Origin of the sequence: Bacillus mycoides (genome assembly GCF_018742245.1) — a bacterium.
In the GTDB taxonomy this organism is placed as follows: domain Bacteria; phylum Bacillota; class Bacilli; order Bacillales; family Bacillaceae_G; genus Bacillus_A; species Bacillus_A cereus_U.
Genome location: NZ_CP036132.1, coordinates 1,859,297 through 1,884,790, shown reverse-complemented (window position 1 = coordinate 1,884,790; position 25,494 = coordinate 1,859,297). Strand labels below are relative to the sequence as shown.

Here is a 25,494-nt window from a genome sequence, read left to right as displayed (position 1 = left end):
AAATGCGTTACATATTATAATTTTTGAAACTTCTTTTTCATCCCTTTTACCTCCTTACATCGCTCTTTTACGACTACCATTACAAAAAAACATCGTACTGAAATGCTATAGCACTTACACACGTGAATCAATAGCTATTAATTCATAGAAACGGCCTATCCCTTTTTAATACTTTTCTACCATGTGCATTTAATTATACCGAAAATTCTGTTTTAAACAAAAAAATAAAAAAGGAACACCCACTCCATTACAGAATAGATGTCCCTTCTTTGTTGATAAATGTAGCCCTTACGGATTAGTAGACCAAAGTCCTGCTGATTTAATAAATGTACGTTTATTTAATTTCAGCTGTGCTACGATAAATTCTGCAATATCTTCTGCTTGCATTACTTTATCTGGATTTCCATCAGTTAATCCTAAATCTACAGCCATGTCAGTTGCTACTGTACTTGGAGTTAACGCTGTTACACGAATGTTATGTTTACGAACTTCCATTGCTAACGATTCTGTTAAACCAAGAACACCAAATTTAGAAGCACTATATGCACTTGTTACAGGTGCACCTTTTTGTCCTGCTGTAGATGAAATATTAATAATATCACCAGATTGTTGTTCAATCATGCTTGGTAAAGCGGCGCGGGTTGCATAGTATACACCCATTAAGTTTACTTGAATGATTTTTTCCCAATCAGCAACTTCTAGTTCTAAAAACTTACCGAACTTAGAAATGCCAGCGTTATTAATTAAAATATCGATAGATCCTAAACCATTTTTTAACGTTTCAATTGCAGTAGTCACCTCTTCATATGAAGATACGTCAGCAGTCGCGATAACAGCTTTTACGCCTTCTGCTTCTACTTCTTTCGCTACAGCTTTTAAGTTTTCTTCTGAACGAGCTAAAAGACCTACATTTACGCCCTCTTTCGCTAATGCGATCGCTACAGCACGACCAATCCCTCTACCTGCTCCTGTAATTAAAGCATTTTTACCTTGTAATAATTCTGCCAAGTATAACACTCCTTAATCATCTCAGTTGTTTATTATATTAAAAGTGTATCTATGTTTATGTAAAAAGGCAATGATGCACTTTCATGTGCGTAGGTTACTTGTAGGTAACTATAGAAAGTTTTTATTTATCCCGCATTAACGAGCAGTAAGAACCCCACCTCAAAATTCAGTGGAAGCAAAGAAGTTAGGTGGGGGATCAACTGCCCGTAAAAGCCCGATTGGTTCAACTAATAATCAGTGGGGGGATGAACAAAACCCCCACTGATTAAAGTTTCACTTTATAAGTCTCATGTTTTTGCCATAATTCATGTAAAATAAAAATAAATCCAGCATAGGGGAGTGTATGTGTATGAAAAGAAAAAAATGGTTCTTGTCACTAACTGCAGTCGGACTATGTATCATATTTTTTGCGATGTACTTTATATTTGGTAATCCACTAAATTATAAAGTAATAGAAAAAGATACTAGAAATTATCTCCATACTATAAAAAACTATAAGCAAGAAGAAATACAAAGCATAACCGGAAAATATACTCCCATTTATAATATCGGCTATTATGCAGAGGTAGTATATAAAGACGAACCCTATTTTACATACTCTTATACATACGATAATAATAATAATAATAATAATAATAAAATAATACAAGACAACGGTATTTTAGGAAGACATACTGAATTATTTGAAAATCTTAATTTAAACTGGTCTTTGTTTGACCAGTTAGTAGATGGTATTCATAAAAACTTGCAAGAAAGAGGTTTAAGTGAAAAGAAGGATTATTCTATACGACACGTTCATTTTATTGATATAGATAGTGATAGAAATGGTGCAGAAGCATATGTTGACTTTAAGAAAGATAAAGAATCAGATTACTCATATCGTATGAATAGCGAAGGAAAAGCTTATCAATATAATTGCAGTAATGGTAAATGCATTTTTAAAGAAAAATAGTGTTAGGAGGGAAACCTTCTAACACTATTTTTCTTCATGATTCGGAATACGCACAATAAATTCTGCACCATTCCCTTCCTCACTCTCGACTTTTATTTCTCCTTGATGAAGGTCGAGTACTTTTTTTACGATGGCCAAACCTAAGCCACTTCCCCCATAAGTACGATTTCGTGAAGAATCCGCTTTATAAAAACGTTCAAAAATATGTTGTTTCTGTTCTTCGGATATACCAATTCCCGAATCACGAATACGTACTTCCACTAATGTCTCGTTTTCTTTTAACTGGATTGTAATCGTGCCACCACTTGGAGTAAATTTAATACTATTATGAATTAAATTAATCCACACTTGATTCATACTTTCTTGATCGGCAATTATATGCACTTTTTCTAAATCAAGGTCTAATTCAATTTCTTTTTCATCCCAAAGCGGTTCACTATTTAGCACAATTTGCTTTAATTGTTGATCTAATCGATAGTTCACTTTTTCTGGTGTATACTCTTCCGACTCTAAAAGGGTGAGCTTCAGTAAATTTTGGCTCAGTTTAGATAATCTCGTCGTTTCAGTTTCAATAATAGTAAGGTAATGCTTTCTTTTTTCCTCAGAAAGATTATTATCTTGTAGCGCTCTAGCAAATCCTTTTATAGAAGTTAATGGTGACTGTATTTCATGAGAAACATTCGATACAAATTCCTGGCGCAGTTTCTCCATCGCATTCAGTTCATCTGTCATATCATTTATACTCTTTACGAGTACACCAATTTCGCCATCATACTTTTCTTCATTCCGTATTTTTACAGAGAAGTCCCCTTTTGCAATTTTTTGTATCGGTTCAATGATCGTCCAAATCATCGCCTCTCGCTTCGGTCTCATTAATATTCCGATCAATACCCAAATAAGAACAATAAATACAAAACCGACCATATCACTAATGAGAAACGTAACAAAAGGCGATACGTTTATTTCCAGAGCTTTCATTACACTAGACGATACAAAAAAGGCTATAGACCAAATTATAGTAAGAAAAGTAAAGAGCGCTATTATCGCCCCCATTACTTTTAACATCTTCATCTTACTCATTCGTTTTCTTTGTCTCATTTACTTACCTCTAAGCGATACCCTAAACCCCTTATCGTCTTTATACTAAACTTCGATTGCTCTTCTTGAAACCTTTCACGCAACCGATTAATATGAACGTCTAGTGTGCGTTCATTCCCTTCAAAATCATATCCCCATACGTCTTCAATTAATTGCTCTCTTGAACAAGTTCTTCCCGCTTTAGATCCTAATGTAAAGAGTAACTCAAATTCTTTTAGCGGCAACGTGACCGTTTGTTCTCCGGCGTTAACTTCAAATGTTTTACGATTTAACAGTACATTCCCAACTTGAATAGATTGCGATACTGTAATTTGGTAACGTTTCAATAATGCCTTCACTCTCACAACTAATTCTAGAGGATCAAATGGTTTCACAAGATAATCATCTGTTCCGAGGTGAAACCCTTTTATCTTTTGAGATGTTTCTCCTTTAGCAGTTAGCATCAAAATCGGAATATCATAGTATTTTCTTAATTCAAAACACAAATCAAACCCATCCATATTTGGCATCATAATATCAAGAATCGCCATATCGACTTTCACTTCTTCTATTTTTCGAAGAGCATCTAATCCATCAACGGCCTCATATGTTTGAAAACCTTCTCGTTCCAAAAATACAGAAACAAGTTCTCTAATGTGCGGATCATCATCTACAATTAATATTTTAGGTATCAAGGAATCATATCCTTTCTGCTTAACATACTTTTTAGCACTCTAAAATCAACAATCAGTGAAGTGCCCCCTCACTGATTGTTTTCATTCTATAATGCTCCTTCTTTAATTTTCAACTGCTGCATTGCAAATTCACGGTACATGTCATGTGTCCGTAATAACTCATCATGTGAGCCACTTCCTGTAAGATTCCCTTTTTCAATAAAGATAATTTTATCTGCATCGACAACAGTAGAAAGTCTATGCGCAATAACTAAAGTTGTTCTACCTTTCATTAAGTTATTTAACGCCTTCTGAACAACTGATTCCGATTTACTATCAAGACTTGAAGTCGCTTCATCTAACATCAAGATTTGCGGATTTCGTAGTAACGCTCGAGCAATCGCAATTCGCTGTCTTTGCCCTCCAGAAAGCTTCACACCACGCTCTCCAACTTCTGTTGCATATCCACTTGGTAAATCATGAATAAACGCATCAACATACGCCATCGCTGCTACTTTTTCAATTTCTTCGTCAGTCACTTCGCCCTCAACACCGTAGCAAATATTATCGCGAATCGTTCCATCAATTAACGGACTATCTTGTGAAACGTAACCAATTTGACGTCGCCATGATTGTAATGAATATGCTGTAATTGGTTCTTTCCCTAATTTTATGAAACCACTAGTTGGCTCATAAAAACGTTCTAACAGCGAGAATAAAGTTGTTTTTCCGCTACCACTTGGTCCTACAATCGCCGTTACTTTTCCAGATTCAATCGTGAAGTCGATATTTTTCAAGATTTTCTCTTCTTCGTTATACTCAAAATGTACATTTTCAATAACGATCGGCTGCTTCGCATTTGTAACATTCATACCTGTTTCATGATCTTCTACTTCATATTCTAAAATCGTATTAATTCTTTCGGTTGCACCAATTGCTTTTTGGAACTGAGTAAAGAACATTGATAACTGACTCATTGGCATAATAATTTGAACTAAATACAAAATAAATGCTACAAGTTCACCTGTTGTTAATGCACCGCTAGAAACTCGCATTCCACCATACCCTACGATAATAACAAGCAATGCCATTAAAACAAACGACATAACTGGTGAAATTAATGCTTGCACTTTTCCTTCTTTCAAACCAAATTGCAATAATTTTTGGATACCTGCATTACCTGTCTCATATTCTTTTTTTTCCGTATTTGAAGATTTCACTAAACGAACCTCTGATAACACTTGTGTTAACACACTTGTAAACGAAGCCGTTTCATCTTGAAGTGCTTTTGAAATCTTATACATTTTTCGTCCAAGTGGAACTAAAATTAGTACCGATAACGGAATAACCGTTAAAAGTAAAATTGTCATTTTCCAGTCTAAAACAAATAATACAATTAATGATCCAATAATTGAGATACCGCCTGTTAATAAGTTTGACAAATGCTCAGAAATTAATGTTTTAACAACACCTGTATCATTTGTCATACGACTAATTGTATCTCCCGTTCTGTTTTGATCATAATAAGACACTGGTAAAATAAGTACCTTTTTCCACAATCGTTCCCTAAGTCCAGCCACAATTTTTTGTCCAATATAATTCAGTAAATAAATAGACAATCCTGCAGCAATTGTTTGAATAATAAAGAATGCAATTAATCCAACAATTTGTCCCGTACTAATTGAGGAAAGCGAAAAATTATCAACTAAACCTTTTGTTAGCATTGGAATAAACAAACTCGCTCCAGTAGAAAGTAAGCTCATTAGTAATGCAAAAATAAGAATGCCTTTCGGTGGATTTGTATCTTTAATGAGACGTAAAAACTGCCTCCAATTCCCTTTTTTCTTTTCTATATTCCTAACTTCCATTGTCGTTCATCTCCTCGTTATAAACAAAACTATTATCTCTAAAACTAGAATACGCTATAAATGTAAACTGAATGTAAACACACTTTTTCTATTTTTACAAAATATACATATAAACTCATCTTTACAACAAGTGTAAACATCTGATATTATTACCTGGTACTTATTATTATTCTATGTGAATTATAGATAACTAATTTAAAATACTATATAAATCTCCAGTTATTGAAAGGAGTATCCTTTTTGCAAACAAATACACATTCCGAAAAGGAAACAATCATTTTTATTCATGGATTAGTTGGAAATCGCCGCGCCTTCAAAAAAGAGCATAAACGATTTTCTGCATCCTACAACATTATAACTTATGATTTATTAGGTCACGGCGACGATAAAGGAGAAGCTATCGACTTTTCAATACAGCGCCTCGTAGATCAATTATTGAACTTGTATGAAAAAGAGGGAATTAAAAAGGCTCATATTTGTGCTCTAAGCTATGGCTGTTATATCTCTACGACATTTGCACAAATGCATCCAGAAAAAGTATTGAGCATTTGTCATATTGGTGGACATTATAATAACCCTTCCCGTTTATATAATGTTTTTCAGAAATTTTGGGAAAAACGTGGTGATGAATATTCATCTTGGCTTTCTCAGTATGCTAGTACTATTTTTCCAAGTGGAATACTAAGGGCAAATCCGTTCGCTGTTATTTCACGAAATATTTATTACCGTTTCGGATTACAATTACACTCGTCCATTATTGCTGAGTCATTACGACATCGCTTAGAATTCGACTTGAAATCTAAATTAAAAGCACTTCCCCATCCTATATTATGGGTGATGGGAGAACATGATCATCTCTATAAATCTTGTCTCTTTGATTTGAAGTCCATTCTTCCGAACGTTTTATATAAAGAAATTCCATTAGCAGGTCATGCAGCAAACTTATTCCGTCCAAACTATTTTCATGATTTATATGCTAAGTTTTTGCATGGGAAATTGACATAAAGTGAAACTTTAATCAGCGGAGGTTGTTCCTCCCCCGCTGATTATTATCCCGCAAATAACGGGATAAATACTACTATACTGACAGTTTATCCAACTATGAAAAAGGCTTCCCAAGTTTCCCTGGAAAGCCTTTTCTCTATACGAAAAGTATATAAAATACTTTTTCTTAGTATGCTTTTGTGTAACCTAATAGGTGCTTACTCCAGTAAGAGTTGCTTACAGAGCTAATGCGTACACCAGTTGTGTCAGTTTCTGCACTGATGAACTGTCCATTACCTAAGTAAACGCCCATGTGAGAAGGACCTGATTTATAAGTATTTTGGAAGTATACTAAATCACCTGGTTGTGGATTGCTAGTTTTTGTTTTAGAGCTCCAGTATCCAGCAACTGTTTGACGAGCGCCGTTATGACCAGTTTGATTTAATACGTAGTGAATGAATCCACTGCAGTCAAAACCAGCAGGTGTTGTACCAGCAGTTCTGTATGGTGAACCATTTAAAGATCTAGCGAATCCAGCGATTGAAGATGTATCTCCACCTGTTGGTGCTGTTGGTTTTTGTACTTGGTTCGTACCTTGGTTACCACCAGTAACTACATTGTTCACTCCGCCTTTTACAAACTTAACAAAGTCTGCACTTACGTAACCAGTGCGGCCATTATGGTTAATTTTATACCAACCATTTTCAGCGCCAGTAACGTTTAATACTGTACCGTTTGTTACCCCACCAATTACAGGGTTATATGTAGCTGGACCTGTACGTACTTTTAAAGCACCTGTGTTAACAACATATGATCCACCAGTTTGAACTGTAGTAGTATTGTTGTTGTTGTTGTTTGTAGTTGGTTGCTGAGTTTCGTTAGATACAGCTGAACCACCTTTTGTTACGAAGTCTTTGCTTACGTATCCAGTTCCACCATTGAAGTTAATTTTAAACCAATCTTGAACTTCACCTACAACTTGAACTGTTTTTCCTTTATTTACAGAACCTAAAACAGTATGAGATGCACTTGGGCCTGTACGTACGTTTAATGAAGAAACGTTTACTGTGTAAGTACCTGTTCCTTGCTGAACAGTAGTAGTAGTTCCTTTATTGCCACCAGTTGTTACGAAGTCCCCACTTACATAACCTGTTTGACCATTTACACTAACTTTGAACCAACCGTTTTCTTGTCCAATTACTTGAAGTACTTGACCTGATTTCACTTTAGAAATAACGTTATGTCCTGTACCAGCACCTGAACGTACATTTAATACATCAGCTGTTACTGTGTATTTTAATTCAGAAGTTGTTTCTACCGTTTTTGTTTCAGTTACAGTCGTTTGAGTTTGAGTTTGAGTTTGTCCATTAATTTCTTTTAGCGCATCATTTGAAACTTGTGCATGAGCAGAATCCATTCCAGGAACTGCTACACCTACTACAGATGCTGCTGCTAAACCTGCGATTACTTTTTTCATAAGTTGTCTTTACTTCCTTTCCCTACTATCCTCTTGAGAAAACTATAAACTTAGTACTTTACAATATTATCAAAGTAAAATATTCATCCAGTTCCATTTTTTAGCAAGAGTTTTATTTTTCACACATCGTTTATTTTAAACGATTGAAGTGAATTTAGTGTGAACTTCATGTGAACTTTATCATTAAACAGTGTGTTTTTGCAATGCTTTTTTCAAATTTCTTATGTATTTCATTGAAAATTCGACATTTCATTCATTATCTTAATATATATTTTTCTTTTGCTATCCACTTTAAAAAACTCTATTAATCTAATACAATGCAAAGAATGTATTTTCTAGTAAAGTCCCTTCCATGAAGCATACTCTTCTCATGACAAAAAATGCTTTTTTTATCAATAGTATAATATTTTTAGAAAACTATTTTTGATATTATCCATCGTTTTTAAAAGGTTTGACGATTTGTAAGATTTAACTCCAAAAATCCTGTTCTAATTTGACGAAAATGCACATTCCACTATCTATTTTTCACTATCTATGGAATTTTCAGGATATTTATATTATCATATATAAAGTAGGATTTTAATCCATACAAATTTTATTCACCCCACACTGAAACCAATCGAACTTTTACAGGTCGGTATTCTATACGTATCATTGAATTTTGATATGGAAGCCTTACTGCCCGCAAATAGTGAGATAAAAAAAGGAGATATATTTATGAAAAACATAATAGATGATCCTATACATAAAAATATAGAACTGTACTATGCTTTTTTTCAATTCGTTTCAATTATAACATTACAAAAAGTATCAACTATTGAAACACGTAAAAACAAATTAAAAAATCAGATGAAAAATTCCTACAAAAAAAATCCTTACTACTTATAAAAGGTGAACAGATTATATCTCTGTTCACCTTTTATTTTTTATTTTATTTGTAAATTTTCACACGAGTTTCTAATGGCTGATATTCTTTATCTCCTGCAGAAACTACTGGTTTACCAAATGGCATTTGCGCAGTTAACTTCCAGTTTCCAGGTACATCCCATTCTTTCCTTACTTCTTCATCAATCAACGGATTATAATGCTGTAGTGTAGCACCAAAACCTTCAATCTCTAATGCTGTCCAAATCGCAAATTGCAACATTCCAGAAGATTGCTGAGACCATGTAGGAAAATTATCTTTGTATAGTGCAAAGTTCTCTTGCAAACTTTCTACTACTTTACTATCTTCGAAATACAAAACTGTTCCATAGCCACTTTTAAATGCATTCATTTTCTCTTCAGTAGGTGCAAAATTATTTTCAGGTACAATTTTTCGTAACGTTTCTTTCGTAACATTCCATAATTTGTCGTGTTGTTCACCTAGTAATACAACAACTCTTGCACTTTGAGAATTAAAAGCCGAAGGTGTATGTTTCACAGCATGATAAATCACTTCTTGAATTCTTTCATCAGAAACTACTTGCTCTTTACTAATCGCGTAAATAGATCTTCTGTCTTCAATTGCTGAGTAAAAATCTTTTGCCATCACAATTCCCTCCAATTTTTCATTTGAGGCAATATCATATGTACGAAGCATATAACGCCTCTTAAACTTATTAATAATAAGTTCTTAACTTTATAATATCAACAAACAAAAACAAACTCAAATGATATCACTTGAGTTTTTACTCCCCATACTCTCAAAAATTTAAAAACAGCTTATTAGCACCAACATCAAGGTTCAAATAAACTGTCTGTCTTTTTTTATAGCAATTAACTTACTTCTTCACCTAATTAAGCAATTGAAATGCATAGGACATTAATTTATTTGTTTCTGTAAAACGTTTTGTTTTACTTTTTGTCCCCATAACAACTGTAATAATTCGATTATCGCCTTGTTTTGCAGTACCTGTAAAACAATACCCTGCGCTATCTGTAAATCCTGTTTTTAATCCGTCTATTCCTTCTATATATAAAGCTTTATTATTTTTGTTTAACATCTCATTTGTGTTTGTAACATTAATATTATTAAATGCTAACTGACTTTGACGTAAGTGAGTCACTTCTAATATCTCTGGGTAGTCTTTTATAAGATGATACGCTAACTTTGCTACGTCAGCTGCTGTCATTTTTGTTTCACTTCCGTCGGGCTCCTGTAATCCGGAAGCATTCGCGAATTTAGCTTTATCTGACATTTCTAACTGCTGGGCTTTTTCATTCATAAGTTGAACAAAGTTTTTTTCTGTCTTAGCTACATGTTCTGCTAAAGCGACAGCCGAATTATTAGCCGATTCAATCATTAACGCATGATATAAGTCTTTAACAGTTAATGTATCATTTACTTGCATTGGGATTTTTGCACCCTCTGTTTGTGCCGATTTCGCACTTATTTTCACTGGATCTTCCCAGCGGACTTTCCCATTATGTATACTCTCTAAAACGAGATATGCTGTCATCATTTTTGACATACTAGCAGGGGCAACAGCTTCATTTTCATTATTTTGATAAATAACATCTCCATTACTCGCATCGATAATAATAGCTGCTTTTGCATCAATTTCTGGTGGTATATATTTTTGTGGAACTACTTTTTCAGATAGCCCTGTTTTAGGTAGCTCTGCCACTTGTAAAGGCTGAGTATCTACATTTGTTTCACTCTTTTGAACTCCTTGGAAAAAGAACCAACATATACCCAGAATCACTACTAATAGGATTGTTAATCTTCCCCATTTTAACCACTTCATTCTAAAACTCCTTTAGCAAACCTTTTATACACTCATGTTTAACCATAACAACAATTACTTTATATCGTCAAGGTAAAAAGCATATTTATTCATCTACAACAATTATAATTTCAACCTCTTTCTCTTTTCATGTATGTTACACTAAAAACAACGAAATATAATAATATTCAATAAAACCCAAATAGAAAAACACTATATAATAGAAAGGATTTATACAAATGGCACTTCCAAAAGCATTAAAATATGGCGATACAATTGGCATCTACTCTCCCTCTTCACCAGTAACCTATACTTCTCCAAAAAGATTTGAGCGAGCAAAATTATACCTACAAAAGAAAGGATTTCATATATTAGAAGGTTCACTAACAGGTCAATATGATTATTATCGTTCAGGGAGCATTAAAGATCGTGCTGAGGAACTAAATGACTTGATTAGAAACCCTAACGTTTCTTGTATCATGTCGACAATTGGGGGAATGAATTCAAATTCATTATTACCTTATATTGATTATGCTTCTTTTCAAAAAAAACCTAAAATAATGATTGGCTATTCCGACGCAACAGCGTTATTACTAGGAATTTATGCAAAAACAGGAATTCCTACATTTTATGGTCCAGCACTCGTTCCTTCTTTTGGTGAATTTGAACCTTTCGTAGATTGCACGTACAAATATTTTGCGGATACTTTATTAACTGATCAACACCTTCCTTACAACATAAACCAGCCGTTATTTTGGTCAGATGAATTTATTAATTGGGAAGAAAAAACAAAAGAAAAAGATCTTCTACCGAACAATTGGATTTCAGTAATTGGTGGAAAAGCTGCTGGACGTATTATTGGTGGGAATTTAAACACTATACAAGGTATTTGGGGTAGCCTCTATATGCCACATATTCAAGAAGGTGACATTCTCTTTATTGAAGATAGCTCAAAAAATGCAGCTACTCTCGAAAGAAGTTTTTCATTACTTAAAATTAACGGCGTTTTTGATAAAGTTTCAGGTATCATCCTTGGAAAACATGAGCAATTTGATGATTGTGGTACAAATCGAAAACCTTACGAAATACTATTAGAAGTATTACAAAATCAAAAACTTCCTTTTCTAGCCGATTTTGATTGTTGTCATACTCATCCAATGATTACTTTGCCAATAGGTATTCAAGTAGCGATGGATGCAACAAATAAAACAATACAAATTATAGAACAGTGGAAAATCTAACTCTACTACCCCTATTTCAACTCTATAGCTACGTAGGGCCTTCTATTGTTTTACATTAGAAGACATGATACTATATATTTTGGAATGTGAAGGAATAAACAAAAATCATTTCAATATGCCTTTTATATATAATAAGAAGCTATTGATTATATACATCGAGTTTACATACATGTATATAAATGTAAAAGAGAGTGAATATATGAAACCAACTATTAAAAACTATGTATTTTTACATGTGGCCTTCTTGATATATTCTATCATTATGGTTTACATGAAATGGGCATCTCAATTCCCTATTGCATCAATTTCATTTTTTATTGCTTACTTCGGACTTGTTGTACTTTTATTCGGATATGCAATTCTATGGCAACAAGTCATTAAGAATTTTGAAATTTCTAGAGCATATTCACACCGTGGGATTATAATACTATGGTCAATGCTTTGGTCAGTATTCCTATTTGGAGATACGATACAGTGGAATCACATACTTGGCGCAGCTATTATTATCGTCGGAATTGTGGTGGTGACAAAAGATGAATAGTTATATGTTATTATTGATTTTCGGGATAATTTTAGCCAATTACTCACAAATATTATTAAAAAAGGCTACTTTACAACAATACGATTCTAGAATAAAAGAATATGTAAATCCTTATGTTATCATCGGCTACTTTTTATTTGTAATTAATGCCGGATTAAATGTGATTGCCTTAAAAGGCTTGGCATTAAAGCAAGCATCTGCATTAGAATCATTAAGTTATATTATTATATTAATTTTCAGTTGGTACTTCCTAGGTGAAAAAATAACGAAACGAAAAATCATTGGCAACATTATTATTGTCATTGGTGTGATCGTCTATTGTATACAATAATAAAAAGATCCGTTTATGATAAACGGATCTTTTTACTATTGCCCTAAGTTTTGAACCTTATCTTTCAAATCACGAACTTGTTCTATCGTCTGCATAAGCTCAGAGTTTTTAAACTGCTCTACATTCATTTTTCCTTCCTCTATCTTTGTCATAGATGTATCAATTAATGTATTTAACTTTTCATTATATCCGACGATTTGCTGGTGAAGATCCTTCGCTACATCCGGTGGTGTTAATTCATTAAAAGCTGGTATATCTTGTTTAATTTCAGTAAGTTTCGTTTCTAGTTCTTTTCGAGCTTCTCCATCATTAACAGCCTTTTCAGCTAATGCTGGCGCTTCATTTGCAAATGCACTTATTTCATTTACATAGTCTGTCGCTTTTTGAGCGTAATCTATGGAGTTCTTCCCTTCCTCCACTAGCGAACATCCCATCAAACCAATTGAAACTACAATTGAAAGTAACATTGTTTTTGTAAACTTCATTTTGACCTCCTAAATAATTGTCATACTTTTATTCATTTATAAACACTTTGTTTTCTTCTTATATACCTTATCACATCATATCTTACTTTTTAATCTTCCTCTTATACATTCTAGAGAAATCATTATTATCCTGTTCAACATGTACCTCGAAACTATCTTCATTTAAATATAAAAACAGACATACTTACTTTCAGTACGTCTGTTTTCAAGGTCAGTATGATTCCCACTAATTAAAGCTTCACTCTATCCTCTTACGTGCCCTATTACCGTTATAATATCTATGTCTATATGTACACTAATAATATCTTCTATAATGTCCGTATATCCTTGACCTAAAGCTGTTCCGTAATGTAATACAATCTCTTTTTTTTCATAAACTGACTTCGGTATTGTAAAAATAAATTTCCTCATATCCCGTTCATCAGCAGGTTCCAGAATTAAAACAATGCCATCCTCTTCAAACATATAATCACGCCTTCCAACAATCCATTCACTATGGCTCAAGTATTGCCTTGAAAGGATAGGTTTTAAACACCCTTTCTAACAATATATCACCATTTCATGATCAAATAGCTTATACGGCTTATATGATTTCACCACAAATACAAAAAACACAAACCTTGAACTACCAAGAATTTGTGTTTTTTTGCATTTCATTCTTATATACCTTTATCAAGCTCGTATAATCTACGATATTTCTCATTTTCTTTCAGTAGCTGTTCGTGACTACCTTGCATAGCGATTTGACCACTATCAAGGAAAATCACTTCATCTACATGTTCAATCCCTACAAGATGATGTGTAATCCAAATAACAGTCTTTTCTTCTGTTGCAGAAAACATTGTTTCTATTAAGGCTAATTCTGTTTTAGGGTCTAAACCGATAGTCGGTTCATCAAGTACAATGACCGGTGCTTCTTGCATAAGAGTTCTTGCAAATGCTACCCTTTGCCTTTCTCCGCCAGAAAACCTCTTTCCCATTTCATGCATTTTCGTTTGTAATCCATCTGGAAGAGAAGCAATGTGCGGTGCTAGCTGTGCTTTCTCTAAAGCCTTCCATATCTCTTCATCATTAGCCTCTGGTTTACCAATTCGCACATTATTTCCAATTGTCGTATCGAATAAATGTGGTTTTTGGTTTAATACAGAAATATATTTTGACAAAAAATCCGTATGAGCTTGTTCACCATTCAATATAACTTGGCCATTCACCGGACATAGTGCCCCAGTTAACAATTTTAGTAAAGTAGATTTTCCTGTTCCACTTCTACCTAAAATAGCAATTTTCTTTCCTGCCTTTATTTGCAATGATACATCTTTTAATACGGATTCATTACTATTCGGGTAATTATACGACACATTACTCAGTTCAACATCTACATGTTTTGGTACAACGTATTCTTTATCTCCAGGTAACTCCTTACCATCATCTAAAGAGCTATCACTTTCTACGCCATTAAGCCGATGAACAGATTCTACATAAGATGGAATTCGATCAATAGCATCTGATACAGGAATAAGCACATTCGTCACAGATAATGTCATTAATACGAATGCTGCGATAACTGTAGGTGCAATTTGTTCACTTGCCGCTTGATTGCCAGTCCACAAAATCATCGAAATAACTACAATACCTACTATTAAATGAATGATACTATCCCGAATATGGTACCAGCGTTTCACTCTCTTTTCTGTCTTTAACAGCTGGACATTTTGTTCTACATACGCATTAATAAATTCATCTTTTCTACCACTCGCCTGCCAATCAGATAACCCAAATACAGCATCTGTCAATTGTTGATACAAACGATTTCTTCCTCGCTTCAAAGCAATATGATGTCGTTTCATCAAAAGTAGTGATACGAATGGAAGAAGAAAAACAATAACAGCTAACATACAAGCTGCGATAAGTGCAAATACTAAGTCAAATGCACCGATAACAAGTACGAAAATGCTATATACAACTAATGCTAATATACTAGGGAATATTGTACGTAAATATAGATTCTGTAAATGTTCTATATCATCAGACAATACACCTAGTACATCACCAGTTTGAAATCTTGAGCGCAAAAATAACGCCTGTGGTTCTACAATTCTATATAGTTTTGTCCTCATTTTTTCTAAAATTCGTAGAACGACGTCATGCCCTACTAAACGCTCTAAATAATGAAAGACAGCTTGCCCTATACTAAACGCACGTGTTGCAACTATAGGAACATATACAACCATTACATTTTCTGGTCTGAGAGCAGATTTAGAAATTAAATAACCTGAAATAAAAAGTAACATCGCACCTGAACTAACTCCAAGAAGCCCGAGGAAAATAGTCAACGTCATTCTACCTTTATTTTGCTGTATATGAGGTTTAATCCAGTTACTCATCGCTCTCCCCTCTCTTCCCTATGAAAATGTAATATCTCATTCTTTAAAAGCTCTTCATATGTTCCACTTTCTTTAATTTCCCCTTTATTTAAAATAAGAATATGATCCATTTGCTTCATCCAATGGAGACGATGCGTTGCAAGAAATACTAGCTTACCTTCAAACAGACGTAACATCGATTGCTTTATTTCAAATTCAGTTTCAATATCAAGATGTGCTGTAGGTTCATCTAATAAAATGATTGGCTTTTTACTTAAAAGTGCACGTGCCATAGCGACACGTTGTTCTTGTCCGCCACTAAGCATACGTCCACCTTCTCCAATTCTTTCGTACATCCCATGTGGTAATAATGCAACGAGCGAACGAAGACCAACTTCATTAATAACTCTCTCAACTTCTTCATCAGTTGTATTCGTTTCATAGAAACAAATATTATCTTTTAATGAAAGTGGAAAAATATAAGGTTGCTGCGGAATATAAGCAATATTTTTTTGCCAATCTTCTCGAGTAGATTCACCAATTTCCACACCATTTACTAACATCTTCCCACCCGAAGGAGGTAGAAATCCTGCTAACACATCGATTAACGTTGATTTCCCTGCCCCACTTTCACCAATAATGCCTATAGCACCGTTACCTTGCCAAGTAAAATCAATTCCCTCTAATATAGCCTTTTCAGATTCATCATTATTTACTTTTACATCTTGTAATTTCAAACTACTAGAAGAATTCCATACTATATCTACATTTGAATCTTTCTTTTCTATTTCTTTTTGTTTCTGTAAAATTTCTTCTATTTGCTCTATTGCAAGTTGTCCATCTAATGTAGCATGATAATTCGCTCCAACTTGTTTTATCGGCAGAAAATATTCCGGCGCTAAAATTAAAATCGTAAGAGCTGGCAATAGTATTATCGTTCCATCTATTAACCGTATCCCTAATCCGACTGCTACAAATGCAATTGATAAACTCGTAAAGAAATCTAATGCAAAAGAAGAAAGAAAAGCAACTCGCAAAGTACGCATCGTTGCTTTTCTATATCGTTTACTTACTTTTTCAATCTTTCCTTCGTGCTGTTTACTTTTCCCTAAATACTTTAATGTTTCTAATCCTTTTAACGTATCTACAAAATGATTAGAAAGTACACGATATGTCTCATATTGGCTATCCGCCATTTTCTGCGCTGCTAATCCTAGAAGGATCATAAATATGATCACAATTGGAATTGTTACAACTAAAATGATTCCCGACTCAATGTCCAGTGTAAAAACATATAGAACGATTATTCCTGGTACGATACTACTTCTAATCATTTTAGGAATTGTCAATTCAATATACGTTTTAAATTTCTCAATACCTTCTATCGATAAAGTAACCAGATGACCAGTCCCATTTGTTTGGACAAATCTCGGCCCTAACGTAAAATATGCTTCTATTAACTGTTTACGTAATGCAAATCCTGTTTTTTCAGCGAAACGCTCAACCAATATTTGCGATGTTCGCACCAACATTTGGCGTGCTGCAAACGTAATCCCAAAATAAACAGTTTCATTTAGCACAGCTTGCACTGTTTCTCCATGAAATAAAAATGTGATTGCTCGTGCTAAAAACACTGTCTGTGCAATAATACTACACGCCTCTAAAATGCTAATAAGACTTAAAGTTACATATAAAACTCGGCTACCAGGATACGACGGAAGTCCTCTTTTTCTTTTCATTAGTACTCCAAATCTTTGTCTGACTTAACAGGTTGTCTAAATACATAGAAACTCCATATTTGACTACCGATAACAAATGGTAAAATAGCAAGAGAAAAATAGCTCATCAGTTTTAATGCATAAGGTCCTGATGCCGCATTATAAATTGTCAAATCATTTACCGCTCCTAATGAGCTAATCATGACACGCGGGAACATACCGATGAACACACTTGCACTGAGCAAAATGATTGTTAAGCTCGTCATAAAGAAGGCCCAACCATCTCTTCTTCTTTTATTTAATAAAGTAGAAACAAATAGTGCTACAAAAGCTCCAATCGGAACCATTAGCCACTCTGAACCATGTGCAGTGAAAATATCTGTTTTCCATAACCCTACAGCTGCAAAAACAAGAAGTGTTATTAATGCAAAAGGTGCAATCTTTGTTGCGGCAATACGTGCCCGTTCTCGTAATTTTCCTGTTGTACGTATAGTAAGAAATTGCAAACCATGAACAATACATAGAAGAAGAAACATAACTCCTCCAAGTAATGCAAATGGGTGAAGTAATTTCATAAATCCGCCTACCATATTTTTACTTTCATCGATTGGTACACCTGTCATAAAGTTTGCAATTGCAACTCCCCAAAGTATAGGAGGTAGCATGCTTCCAATAAACATGCCCCAATCCCAGAAACTTTTCCACTTATGGTTTTCTATTTTCGCACGGAATTTAAAGGAAACACCTCTTATAATTAATGCAAGAAGCATAAACACAAACGGAATATAGAACCCACTAAATAAAGTTGCATACCAATGCGGAAATGCCGCAAACATAGCGCCACCAGCACAAACAAGCCATACTTCATTAGCGTGCCAAAACGGTCCAATTGTATTTAAATATATACGCTTTTCCAAATCATTCTTTCCTAAAAACCTTGAAACGATTCCTACACCAAAATCGAAACCTTCAAGTACAAAGAAGCCAACGAATAAGGTTGAGATAATTAGAAACCACAACTCATTAAGAGATAACATACTCTTCCTCCTTATCAAATGGATCATGGCTCTGATAATCCTTTTTCGTTTTCTTATTCGCATGTCCTTTAATGATACGAACGAATAAGTAAACAGTAATGCCTCCAATAATTATATATAGTGATGTGAATGAAACAAGAGAGAATAATACTTCTCCAAATGAAACATTTGGAGATACTGCATCTTCTGTTTTCATAACACCGAAGACAACCCAAGGCTGACGTCCCATTTCAGTCATAATCCAACCTACTGTATTTCCGATAAACGGTAGTGCAATTGCATATACCATTAATTTTAAATACCAAGTTTTTTCAGCTAAACGATCTTTTCTTGATAAGAACCAGCCGTACACTCCTAGAAGAAGCATGAATGTTCCACTCATTACCATCGCTCTAAAACTCCAGAACATAGTATGTACTGGCGGAATATAATCTCCAGGTCCATATTTTTCTTCATATTGTTTTTGAATTTGATTCATTCCTTCTACTTGACCGCTAAATTTATCGTATGACAATAGACTTAGCATATAAGGGATTTGAATTTCAAACGAATTTTCTTTCTTCTCTGTATCAATTTTTGCAAATACTGTAAATGGCGCTGGATCCTCACTCGTATTCCATAATGCTTCAGCTGCTGCCATTTTCATCGGATGTGTCTTAATTAAATTTTGCGCTTGTGCATGACCGAAAAATAATACCAATGCTGTTGAAATTGTTCCAACAACGATAGAAACTCGGAAAGACTTCTTAAACACCTCTGTCTCTTGTTGTTTTGCGATTTTCCATGCACTAACACCAGCAATAAAGAATGCGCCTGTTGCAAGTGCCGCTGTAATTGTATGTGGGAATTGCACCCATAGTTGTGGATTTTGAATAATCGCCAAGAAATCATTCATCTGTGCACGTCCATCTGCAGCCATTTCATATCCTACTGGGGATTGCATAAATGCACTTGCAGTTAGAATCCAAAATGCTGATAACATTGTTCCTATTGAGAGGAGCCAAATACATAAAAGGTGAACTCGCTTCGGAAGTTTATCCTCACCGAATACCCATAAACCTAGGAATGTAGACTCAATGAAAAATGCTAATAAACCTTCAATTGCCAGTGACGGTCCGAAAACATCACCAACAAAACGTGAATATGTTGACCAGTTCATACCAAACTGAAATTCTTGTAAAATACCTGTTACAACACCTACTGCAAAGTTAACAAGGAATATTTGTGTCCAAAACTTTGTCATTTTCTTATAAACTTCTTGTCCCTTTACCACATACAACGTTTGCATTAACGCAATGATAAAAGCTAAACCAATAGATAGCGGAACGAAAAAGTAATGAAAAATCGTTGTAGATGCAAATTGTATTCGTGCCAATTCGAGCGTTTCCATGCTAAAGTCACTTCCTTCATAATTTTTCATATCGTAATATCGATTGAATTGTATGAATTCACTTCATAACGAACAATTCAATCATTTGGAAATACAAAAAGATAAATTCGTTTATGTACTTTCTGAAAATATAGATTGTCAGTTTTTTAGATAATTACAAAAGAACTTTCTTCATACGATTTACCTTTTCACTATTTCAGTAGTGTTTTATTCGCTAATCGAATTGTATAATATACTTACATAATAAATTCAGGTGATTTTTGACGTATTATTGACAGGATTTTGTCTGAAATATGTCTTTTGTAATTTTTTTGAATTAGATTTCTCACATTTTAAAAACGTACTTTTCAAACATACAACACACTCTTATATCAATTGTTATTATGTTTTTCTCTTCATACGCTTGACTTTCCCCTTAAAAAATGTCCTCAAATCAAATCTGAAAATATGCTAGATTTTTGTCAAGAGAAAAATGTATTTCCAAAATTCAAATCAACAATATTGTTATTCACAAATAGAAAAATCCTTTCCTTTTTTTAGACTAAAAATTCATTTTTTCGTCATTTTTCTAAACTGACTAAATAAAAAAGTACCGAGAATAGATTATATTCCCGGTACTTTTTTATTTATTTCGTTGTATATTTTCTAACAGCCGGCATAATTTCAGTAGCAATTAATTCAATGTTTTTCTCAATCTTATCAAATGGTACACCACCAAAATCAATTTGTGCCATAAAACGTTGCTGTCCAAATAATTCATATTGGTAAAGCATTTTTTCAATAATTTGTTGCGGGCTACCAATCATTAACGCATCACGGTGATCTACTGCGTTAGTAAATTGTTGTTTTGGATACCCACCACCGCGTAGCGCAAGCATACCAGCATTAATATGAGGATAATATTCACTAAGTGCATCTTGTGAATTTTCTGCTGTATAAAATAAACTTGTTGTCGCAATTGGTAATGTTGCTGGATCAAAACCACTTTGCTCAGCAGCTTCACGATATGCATCAACCGAAACTTTAAAATTAACAGCTGGGCCACCAAGTGTCGTAAGCATCATTGGTACACCTGCGTGTCCTGCCTTAATCGCACTAGCAGGTGGCCCTCCAACAGCACGCCAAATTGGCATATTGTTATTTTTAGCTCTCGGTATAATTGCCGCATGTTCAAGTGGTGTTCTAAACTGCCCTTTCCATGTTACACTTTCTTCTTTATTTATTTTTAATAAAAGATCCATCTTCTCTTCAAATAGTTCTTCATAATAATTTACATCGTAACCAAGTAAACTATATCCCCCAATACGAGATCCACGACCAGCAACGATTTCAGCACGACCATTAGAAATTAAATCGATTGTGGCAAAGTCCTCGTATACACGAACCGGATCTGACGTGCTTAATACTGTTGCAGAACTCGCGATTTTAATATTTTTCGTAGCTTGTGCAATAGCTCCTAAAATAACTGTATGAGCTTGCGTTGTAAAATGCGCTTGATGACTTTCACCAACAGCAAACACATCAATTCCAGCTTCATCTGCTAACTTAGCTGTTTCAATTAGTTCATGAATTCTTTTTTCTGCACTTATTTTCGAACCATTATGTGGATTTAAAATATGATCTCCAATTGAATATAATCCAAATTCAATTCCTTTACTTGTATCAATACGGTATTTTTCCATAGTTGCTCTCTCCCTTTTAATCAAGTGGTATTAATTTCTCTTCAATCTCTTTTCTTCTCTCTTCTAAAAATGGTGGTAAATCCAGCTCTTTTCCTAATTTTTCAATTGCTGAATCCACTGTAAATCCTGGTCCATCCGTCGCAATCTCAAATAAAATGCCATTTGATTCACGGAAATATAAACTTTTAAAATAAAAGCGATCGATAATGCCTGTTGATTGGAACCCTTTATCTTTCACCGCTTCATTCCAATAACTCAGTTCTTCATCATTTTTCACACGAATAGCTAAATGATGAATACTTCCTTTTCCAGGTCGTTCACTCTCTCCTTCTTGCTGTTTCACCAAAATTTCTCCAAAAGATTGACCAGCAATAGATTGATAAATCCCCTCATCGTCTAAACGAGATACTTCTTTATAACTAAACAAGCCTGTTAATGTTTTTGATAATTTATTTAAACTGCGCACTGTCATTTCAACTGTTCCCATACCTAAAATACGATGATTCTGCTCTACAGAAGATTCATCCCATGCAGTCCAATATTCAGGCACCTCTTCACCGTTATTATTTAACAGCACTAACCGTAGGCCATCTGGATCTTCAAAGTGCAGTGCGTCTCTTCCGGCGTAAGTTGTAATTTCCCCATGCGCCACCTGGAGCGACTCAAAACGTCTCTTCCAAAATGTAAGACTTTCTATTGAAGGTACGAGCAAGCCTATTTGTGTTATTGCATTTGTACCACGGATTGTTCTTCCTACATTCGGCATTTCAAAAAATGATAATTCAGTTCCAGCACTCCCTGTTAAATCGCCATAAAACAAATGATACATAAATGGATTATCTTGATTGACTGTCTTTTTCACTCGGCGTAATCCTAATACTTTTTGATAAAAATCATTATTTGTTTTCGCATTTTTTGTCACCATAGAAATGTGGTGATGCCCTGGAATTGTATACATAATATTTCCTCCTCTAATTATCACTTGATTAGTCAATTGATGGTGTAAAAAAAATTACTCAGCTGGTAATTCTTTTTTTTCACTATACTTATGAACTTTTGTCATTAACGCGTATAGTATTTTCTGTTCTTCCTCATCTAATACATCATCAAAAAAAGATGATTGAAATGCAAGTTGCTCTGGCAATGCTCTTTCTAACACTGCTTGACCCTTTTCAGTAAGGCTAATCATTTTCGTTTTCCAATCTTGTTTACGTACTATATACTCTTCTTTTTCAAGGCGTGTTAACATTCTAGAAATACCACCTTGCGTCACAGTAACTTTTTCGGCTAACTCCATTTGTGTAAGGGGCTGATAAATCCGTATTTGCATAAGTACATCAAATTGAGCTGTCGTCAAATCAAAACGTTTCAAAAACTCATTTGACATCTGATTACTTTGGTTCGTAAATCGTATTAGGCGTAACCATATTAACGATCCTATCGTATTTTCACGCATGTTTCATCACTTCCTAGCGTTGATCTCACTATCACTTTACCACTCAAGTGATAGTAATGCAAGTAGAAATATGTTGAAAATACCTCCCAAAATCATTATTCTTAACTTTCCATTTCATTCATTGCTATATTTAAAGCTGCCACAGCTTTTGGCCAACCAACGTAAAAAGCCATATGTGTTATTAATGCAACTAATTCATTCTCCATCATCCCATTTTGTTTAGCTAGCTTCAGATGAAATGGTAATTGTTCTGTATTACCAAGACTGATTAGTGCCGACAATGTACATAAGCTTCTTTCTCTTAATGTTAAAGTGGCATCCCGCCACACTTCTTCAAACAATATCTCTTCACTATAATGAGCAAATGCAGGTGCCATTTCTCTCATTTTCTTTTGAATATAAAATTCAATTGGTTCATTCATCATTTTACTCCCCCTTCCTCTTCACTAGTTGTGCCACCCCTTGACCAAATGACCAGTTTTCAGCAGCTGTCTCATTTAGTGTAATAAAAATATCAGCGCTACCGATAATTGAATATTCAGATACTTTATGTGATATCGATTGATATAACTCTCTTTTCTGCTTTATCGTTCTTCCTGGTCCACATGTAATAGAAACATGCATTATGTTCTCTGTTCTCTTTTCTTCTTGCTCTAACAAATAATATGGATTATAAAAAAATTCGTTTAGTCGATAAGGTAAAAACATTTGAAAATAATCATTTTCAGGGATGTTAAAATGATCAATTAATGACAGATGAATACATTCACTTATCTTTTTCAACGTTTCTTTATTTAATATATTTTCAGGATAATAAACGTTTACAAAAGGCATATATTCTCATTCCTTTTTCTTATTTTGGCATTCAAGAAGATTTTATTGTGAAATGTGTAAAATCTCATATATTGTAACATTGTCCATTACATCTATTTCAGGCTTCTCATTATAAAAATTGAATTGACTATAACCCCATTTATCTGGATTATAAACTATTACATTACCTAAACACTTTTCTGTATTTTGTACATTTTCGTTCATTGTATTTAATTGAGTACCAATCAATGATTTACTTTGAGAGATACTTCCTTCACATTCAACAACATATCTACTTTTCTTAAAATCATCACTTAGATTAACAACTAAAGGAACACCTATATTTATTTGTTGCCATCCAAATGATTGTAAAATATTATCGTAATATCCTTCAAAGATAAATTTATTCATCCCTTCATGACTATTCCAAATATATAAAGGTGCATAACAATTATAGGAATTCCCATTCTTACCCGCCTCAGCAATTAAATAGGCTTTAAAATTCAGTTCTTGAAAACCATCTGTTTTATACCCATTAGCCTTTACCCTTTGCCTAATAATCTCCATGTCATAATCCTTTGGCAATATGACCTTATATTGCATTCCAATCATGTTTATCACTCACTTTCGATATTATATACATAATGATAAATCGATGTTGGATCGGTGTAAAATAGGTATAAATTATGCTTGCTATCATTTATAATGATACCGTATAAGGGGCTGAAATGAATGGAAATAAATGATCTTATCATATTTAAAACTGTAGCGAATGAGGGCTCTATTAGTAAAGCTGCTAAAGAGTTAGGTTATGTTCAACCAAATGTAACTGAGCGAATCAAAAAATTAGAACAAGAATTAGAAACAGCTTTACTACATAGAGATAACAAAGGGGTTTCACTGTTACCTTCAGGTGAAATTTTATTAGATTACACTAGCAAAATATTAACTTTATTAGAAGAAGCAAAAAATGAAATTAAAATGAGTTGTACATCTTATCGAATAGCGACGTCACAATCTATTTTAACTAATTATTTGAGTACGCGTATTAAAGAAAATTTCAGGAATTATCAAATATACATAGAAAGTAGTAGTCATTTGCAAAAACTGCTACAAAAGCAAAAAGTTGATATGGTCATAACTTATGAGGATTATCCTGACGCAGCGTTTAAAAAAGTATTCACCACTTCAATTTCTGTAGGCTTATTAAAAACGAAGGAACAGTGTACCATTGACTTTTCAAAAGAACTTTTCTTTGTTAGTAACGACAAAAAGTGCCCTTTTAGAAATATGACAATACAATTTCTAAAAGAAAACAATCTATCTCAGCATCAACTTCAACAGTTAGATTCTTATTCGCTTATCGAAGAGTTTATTAGTGACGGAAATGGAATAGCTTTTTTACCAATGAAAAATGATAAATTAGCACCGATTGAAGGTGTGCCAATAGAAAAACTATCAATTAACTTCTTTACAACTCGAGACTTGGAAAAAGCGATTCCAGGTGAACTATTTAATTAATAAAGAGGCTACACTTGTCGTATTTTACTGATAAATAGATAGCCCTTTTCGAATCGCTAATATAACTTCATATACTATCGTACAGCTTAGCTTAATAAAATAAAAAGGGATGTTACCTAGTTAAAATGTTCAACTACTAGAACATCCCTTTTCATCTTGAAGACTTCC

At 33.9% G+C, this 25,494-nt stretch carries 26 protein-coding genes; 7 read left to right on the top strand and 19 right to left on the bottom strand.

Annotated features, from left to right (window positions below; translation table 11 throughout):
• Positions 1-288: 288 nt before the first annotated feature.
• A complete protein-coding gene (locus EXW56_RS09575) occupies positions 289-1,008 on the bottom strand; it encodes a 3-ketoacyl-ACP reductase (protein ID WP_002012353.1) in 720 nt (239 codons plus the stop codon).
• 343 nt (positions 1,009-1,351) lie between these two features.
• Here EXW56_RS09575 and EXW56_RS09570 point away from each other — a divergent pair, with 343 nt between their 5' ends.
• Complete coding sequence (locus EXW56_RS09570) at positions 1,352-1,960, top strand: DUF3139 domain-containing protein (RefSeq protein WP_215597396.1); 609 nt, start codon at positions 1,352-1,354, stop codon at positions 1,958-1,960.
• Between the two features lie 24 nt (positions 1,961-1,984).
• Here EXW56_RS09570 and hitS read toward each other — a convergent pair whose 3' ends face one another.
• The 3 genes from hitS to EXW56_RS09555 form a co-directional block, all read right to left on the bottom strand.
• Positions 1,985-3,058, bottom strand: coding sequence for an envelope stress sensor histidine kinase HitS (gene hitS, locus EXW56_RS09565; protein ID WP_002200841.1), 1,074 nt, complete (start codon positions 3,056-3,058; stop codon positions 1,985-1,987).
• Positions 3,055-3,732, bottom strand: coding sequence for an envelope stress response regulator transcription factor HitR (hitR, locus tag EXW56_RS09560; protein WP_002200842.1), 678 nt, complete (start codon positions 3,730-3,732; stop codon positions 3,055-3,057). Before hitR ends, hitS begins: the two co-directional genes overlap by 4 nt.
• Positions 3,733-3,818: 86 nt before the next feature.
• Positions 3,819-5,579, bottom strand: coding sequence for an ABC transporter ATP-binding protein (locus EXW56_RS09555; protein ID WP_002200843.1), 1,761 nt, complete (start codon positions 5,577-5,579; stop codon positions 3,819-3,821).
• 240 nt (positions 5,580-5,819) lie between these two features.
• On the opposite strand from EXW56_RS09555, the gene EXW56_RS09550 reads away from it, so the two are divergent.
• Positions 5,820-6,584 carry an alpha/beta fold hydrolase gene (locus EXW56_RS09550; protein ID WP_002200844.1) on the top strand — a complete coding sequence of 255 codons (765 nt, stop codon included), beginning with the start codon at positions 5,820-5,822 and terminating at the stop codon, positions 6,582-6,584.
• A gap of 166 nt (positions 6,585-6,750) precedes the next feature.
• Here the strand turns inward: EXW56_RS09550 and entFM are convergent, their stop codons facing one another.
• Complete coding sequence (gene entFM / locus EXW56_RS09545; RefSeq protein WP_215597395.1) at positions 6,751-8,040, bottom strand: enterotoxin EntFM; 1,290 nt, start codon at positions 8,038-8,040, stop codon at positions 6,751-6,753.
• 717 nt (positions 8,041-8,757) lie between these two features.
• Between entFM and EXW56_RS09540 the strand changes: the two genes are divergently transcribed.
• Positions 8,758-8,928 carry a hypothetical protein gene (locus tag EXW56_RS09540; RefSeq protein WP_002200846.1) on the top strand — a complete coding sequence of 57 codons (171 nt, stop codon included), beginning with the start codon at positions 8,758-8,760 and terminating at the stop codon, positions 8,926-8,928.
• A 43-nt stretch (positions 8,929-8,971) separates the two neighbouring features.
• On the opposite strand, the gene EXW56_RS09535 is transcribed toward EXW56_RS09540, so the two are convergent.
• Positions 8,972-9,571, bottom strand: a complete 600-nt coding sequence (locus EXW56_RS09535) for a nitroreductase family protein (RefSeq protein ID WP_033716877.1) — start codon at positions 9,569-9,571, stop codon at positions 8,972-8,974.
• 244 nt (positions 9,572-9,815) lie between these two features.
• Positions 9,816-10,769: a D-alanyl-D-alanine carboxypeptidase family protein gene (locus EXW56_RS09530; RefSeq protein ID WP_215558314.1), complete on the bottom strand. Its 954-nt coding sequence runs from the start codon at positions 10,767-10,769 to the stop codon at positions 9,816-9,818.
• A 218-nt stretch (positions 10,770-10,987) separates the two neighbouring features.
• On the opposite strand from EXW56_RS09530, the gene EXW56_RS09525 reads away from it, so the two are divergent.
• The 3 genes from EXW56_RS09525 to EXW56_RS09515 all read left to right on the top strand — a co-directional run bounded on the left by EXW56_RS09525 (position 10,988) and on the right by EXW56_RS09515 (position 12,861).
• Positions 10,988-11,989 carry a S66 family peptidase gene (locus EXW56_RS09525; RefSeq protein ID WP_002200849.1) on the top strand — a complete coding sequence of 334 codons (1,002 nt, stop codon included), beginning with the start codon at positions 10,988-10,990 and terminating at the stop codon, positions 11,987-11,989.
• 199 nt (positions 11,990-12,188) lie between these two features.
• Positions 12,189-12,530 (top strand): EamA family transporter, encoded by a 342-nt coding sequence (locus EXW56_RS09520; RefSeq protein ID WP_002086172.1) that lies wholly within the window; start codon positions 12,189-12,191, stop codon positions 12,528-12,530.
• Positions 12,523-12,861 carry an EamA family transporter gene (locus tag EXW56_RS09515; RefSeq protein ID WP_002200850.1) on the top strand — a complete coding sequence of 113 codons (339 nt, stop codon included), beginning with the start codon at positions 12,523-12,525 and terminating at the stop codon, positions 12,859-12,861. Before EXW56_RS09520 ends, EXW56_RS09515 begins: the two co-directional genes overlap by 8 nt.
• Positions 12,862-12,896: 35 nt before the next feature.
• Here EXW56_RS09515 and EXW56_RS09510 read toward each other — a convergent pair whose 3' ends face one another.
• The 12 genes from EXW56_RS09510 to EXW56_RS09455 all read right to left on the bottom strand — a co-directional run bounded on the left by EXW56_RS09510 (position 12,897) and on the right by EXW56_RS09455 (position 24,417).
• Positions 12,897-13,346 carry a DUF6376 family protein gene (locus tag EXW56_RS09510; protein WP_002012340.1) on the bottom strand — a complete coding sequence of 150 codons (450 nt, stop codon included), beginning with the start codon at positions 13,344-13,346 and terminating at the stop codon, positions 12,897-12,899.
• 243 nt (positions 13,347-13,589) lie between these two features.
• Positions 13,590-13,811: a hypothetical protein gene (locus EXW56_RS09505; RefSeq protein ID WP_002200852.1), complete on the bottom strand. Its 222-nt coding sequence runs from the start codon at positions 13,809-13,811 to the stop codon at positions 13,590-13,592.
• A gap of 194 nt (positions 13,812-14,005) precedes the next feature.
• Complete coding sequence (cydC, locus tag EXW56_RS09500) at positions 14,006-15,730, bottom strand: thiol reductant ABC exporter subunit CydC (protein ID WP_002200853.1); 1,725 nt, start codon at positions 15,728-15,730, stop codon at positions 14,006-14,008.
• Positions 15,727-17,448, bottom strand: coding sequence for a thiol reductant ABC exporter subunit CydD (gene cydD, locus EXW56_RS09495; protein ID WP_098988096.1), 1,722 nt, complete (start codon positions 17,446-17,448; stop codon positions 15,727-15,729). The genes cydC and cydD overlap by 4 nt, the downstream gene beginning before the upstream one ends.
• The gene (gene cydB, locus EXW56_RS09490) at positions 17,448-18,464 is read right to left on the bottom strand and encodes a cytochrome d ubiquinol oxidase subunit II (protein WP_002126907.1); all 1,017 of its coding nucleotides are present in this window, start codon (positions 18,462-18,464) and stop codon (positions 17,448-17,450) included. The genes cydD and cydB overlap by 1 nt, the downstream gene beginning before the upstream one ends.
• A complete protein-coding gene (cydA, locus tag EXW56_RS09485; RefSeq protein WP_215597394.1) occupies positions 18,451-19,854 on the bottom strand; it encodes a cytochrome ubiquinol oxidase subunit I in 1,404 nt (467 codons plus the stop codon). The genes cydB and cydA overlap by 14 nt, the downstream gene beginning before the upstream one ends.
• Before the next feature lie 626 nt (positions 19,855-20,480).
• A complete protein-coding gene (locus EXW56_RS09480) occupies positions 20,481-21,536 on the bottom strand; it encodes an LLM class flavin-dependent oxidoreductase (RefSeq protein ID WP_002158277.1) in 1,056 nt (351 codons plus the stop codon).
• 16 nt (positions 21,537-21,552) lie between these two features.
• Entirely contained in the window at positions 21,553-22,494 is a 942-nt protein-coding gene (locus tag EXW56_RS09475; protein ID WP_215597393.1) for a ring-cleaving dioxygenase, read from the bottom strand.
• A 54-nt stretch (positions 22,495-22,548) separates the two neighbouring features.
• Positions 22,549-22,992: a MarR family winged helix-turn-helix transcriptional regulator gene (locus tag EXW56_RS09470; protein ID WP_002200857.1), complete on the bottom strand. Its 444-nt coding sequence runs from the start codon at positions 22,990-22,992 to the stop codon at positions 22,549-22,551.
• Between the two features lie 101 nt (positions 22,993-23,093).
• Entirely contained in the window at positions 23,094-23,417 is a 324-nt protein-coding gene (locus EXW56_RS09465) for a carboxymuconolactone decarboxylase family protein (RefSeq protein WP_002200858.1), read from the bottom strand.
• 1 nt (position 23,418) lies between these two features.
• Positions 23,419-23,826 carry a tautomerase family protein gene (locus EXW56_RS09460; RefSeq protein WP_215558313.1) on the bottom strand — a complete coding sequence of 136 codons (408 nt, stop codon included), beginning with the start codon at positions 23,824-23,826 and terminating at the stop codon, positions 23,419-23,421.
• Positions 23,827-23,868: 42 nt separating this feature from the next.
• Entirely contained in the window at positions 23,869-24,417 is a 549-nt protein-coding gene (locus tag EXW56_RS09455) for a DUF4865 family protein (RefSeq protein ID WP_002200860.1), read from the bottom strand.
• Between the two features lie 120 nt (positions 24,418-24,537).
• Here EXW56_RS09455 and EXW56_RS09450 point away from each other — a divergent pair, with 120 nt between their 5' ends.
• A complete protein-coding gene (locus EXW56_RS09450) occupies positions 24,538-25,326 on the top strand; it encodes a LysR family transcriptional regulator (RefSeq protein WP_002168614.1) in 789 nt (262 codons plus the stop codon).
• Positions 25,327-25,494 lie beyond the last annotated feature (168 nt).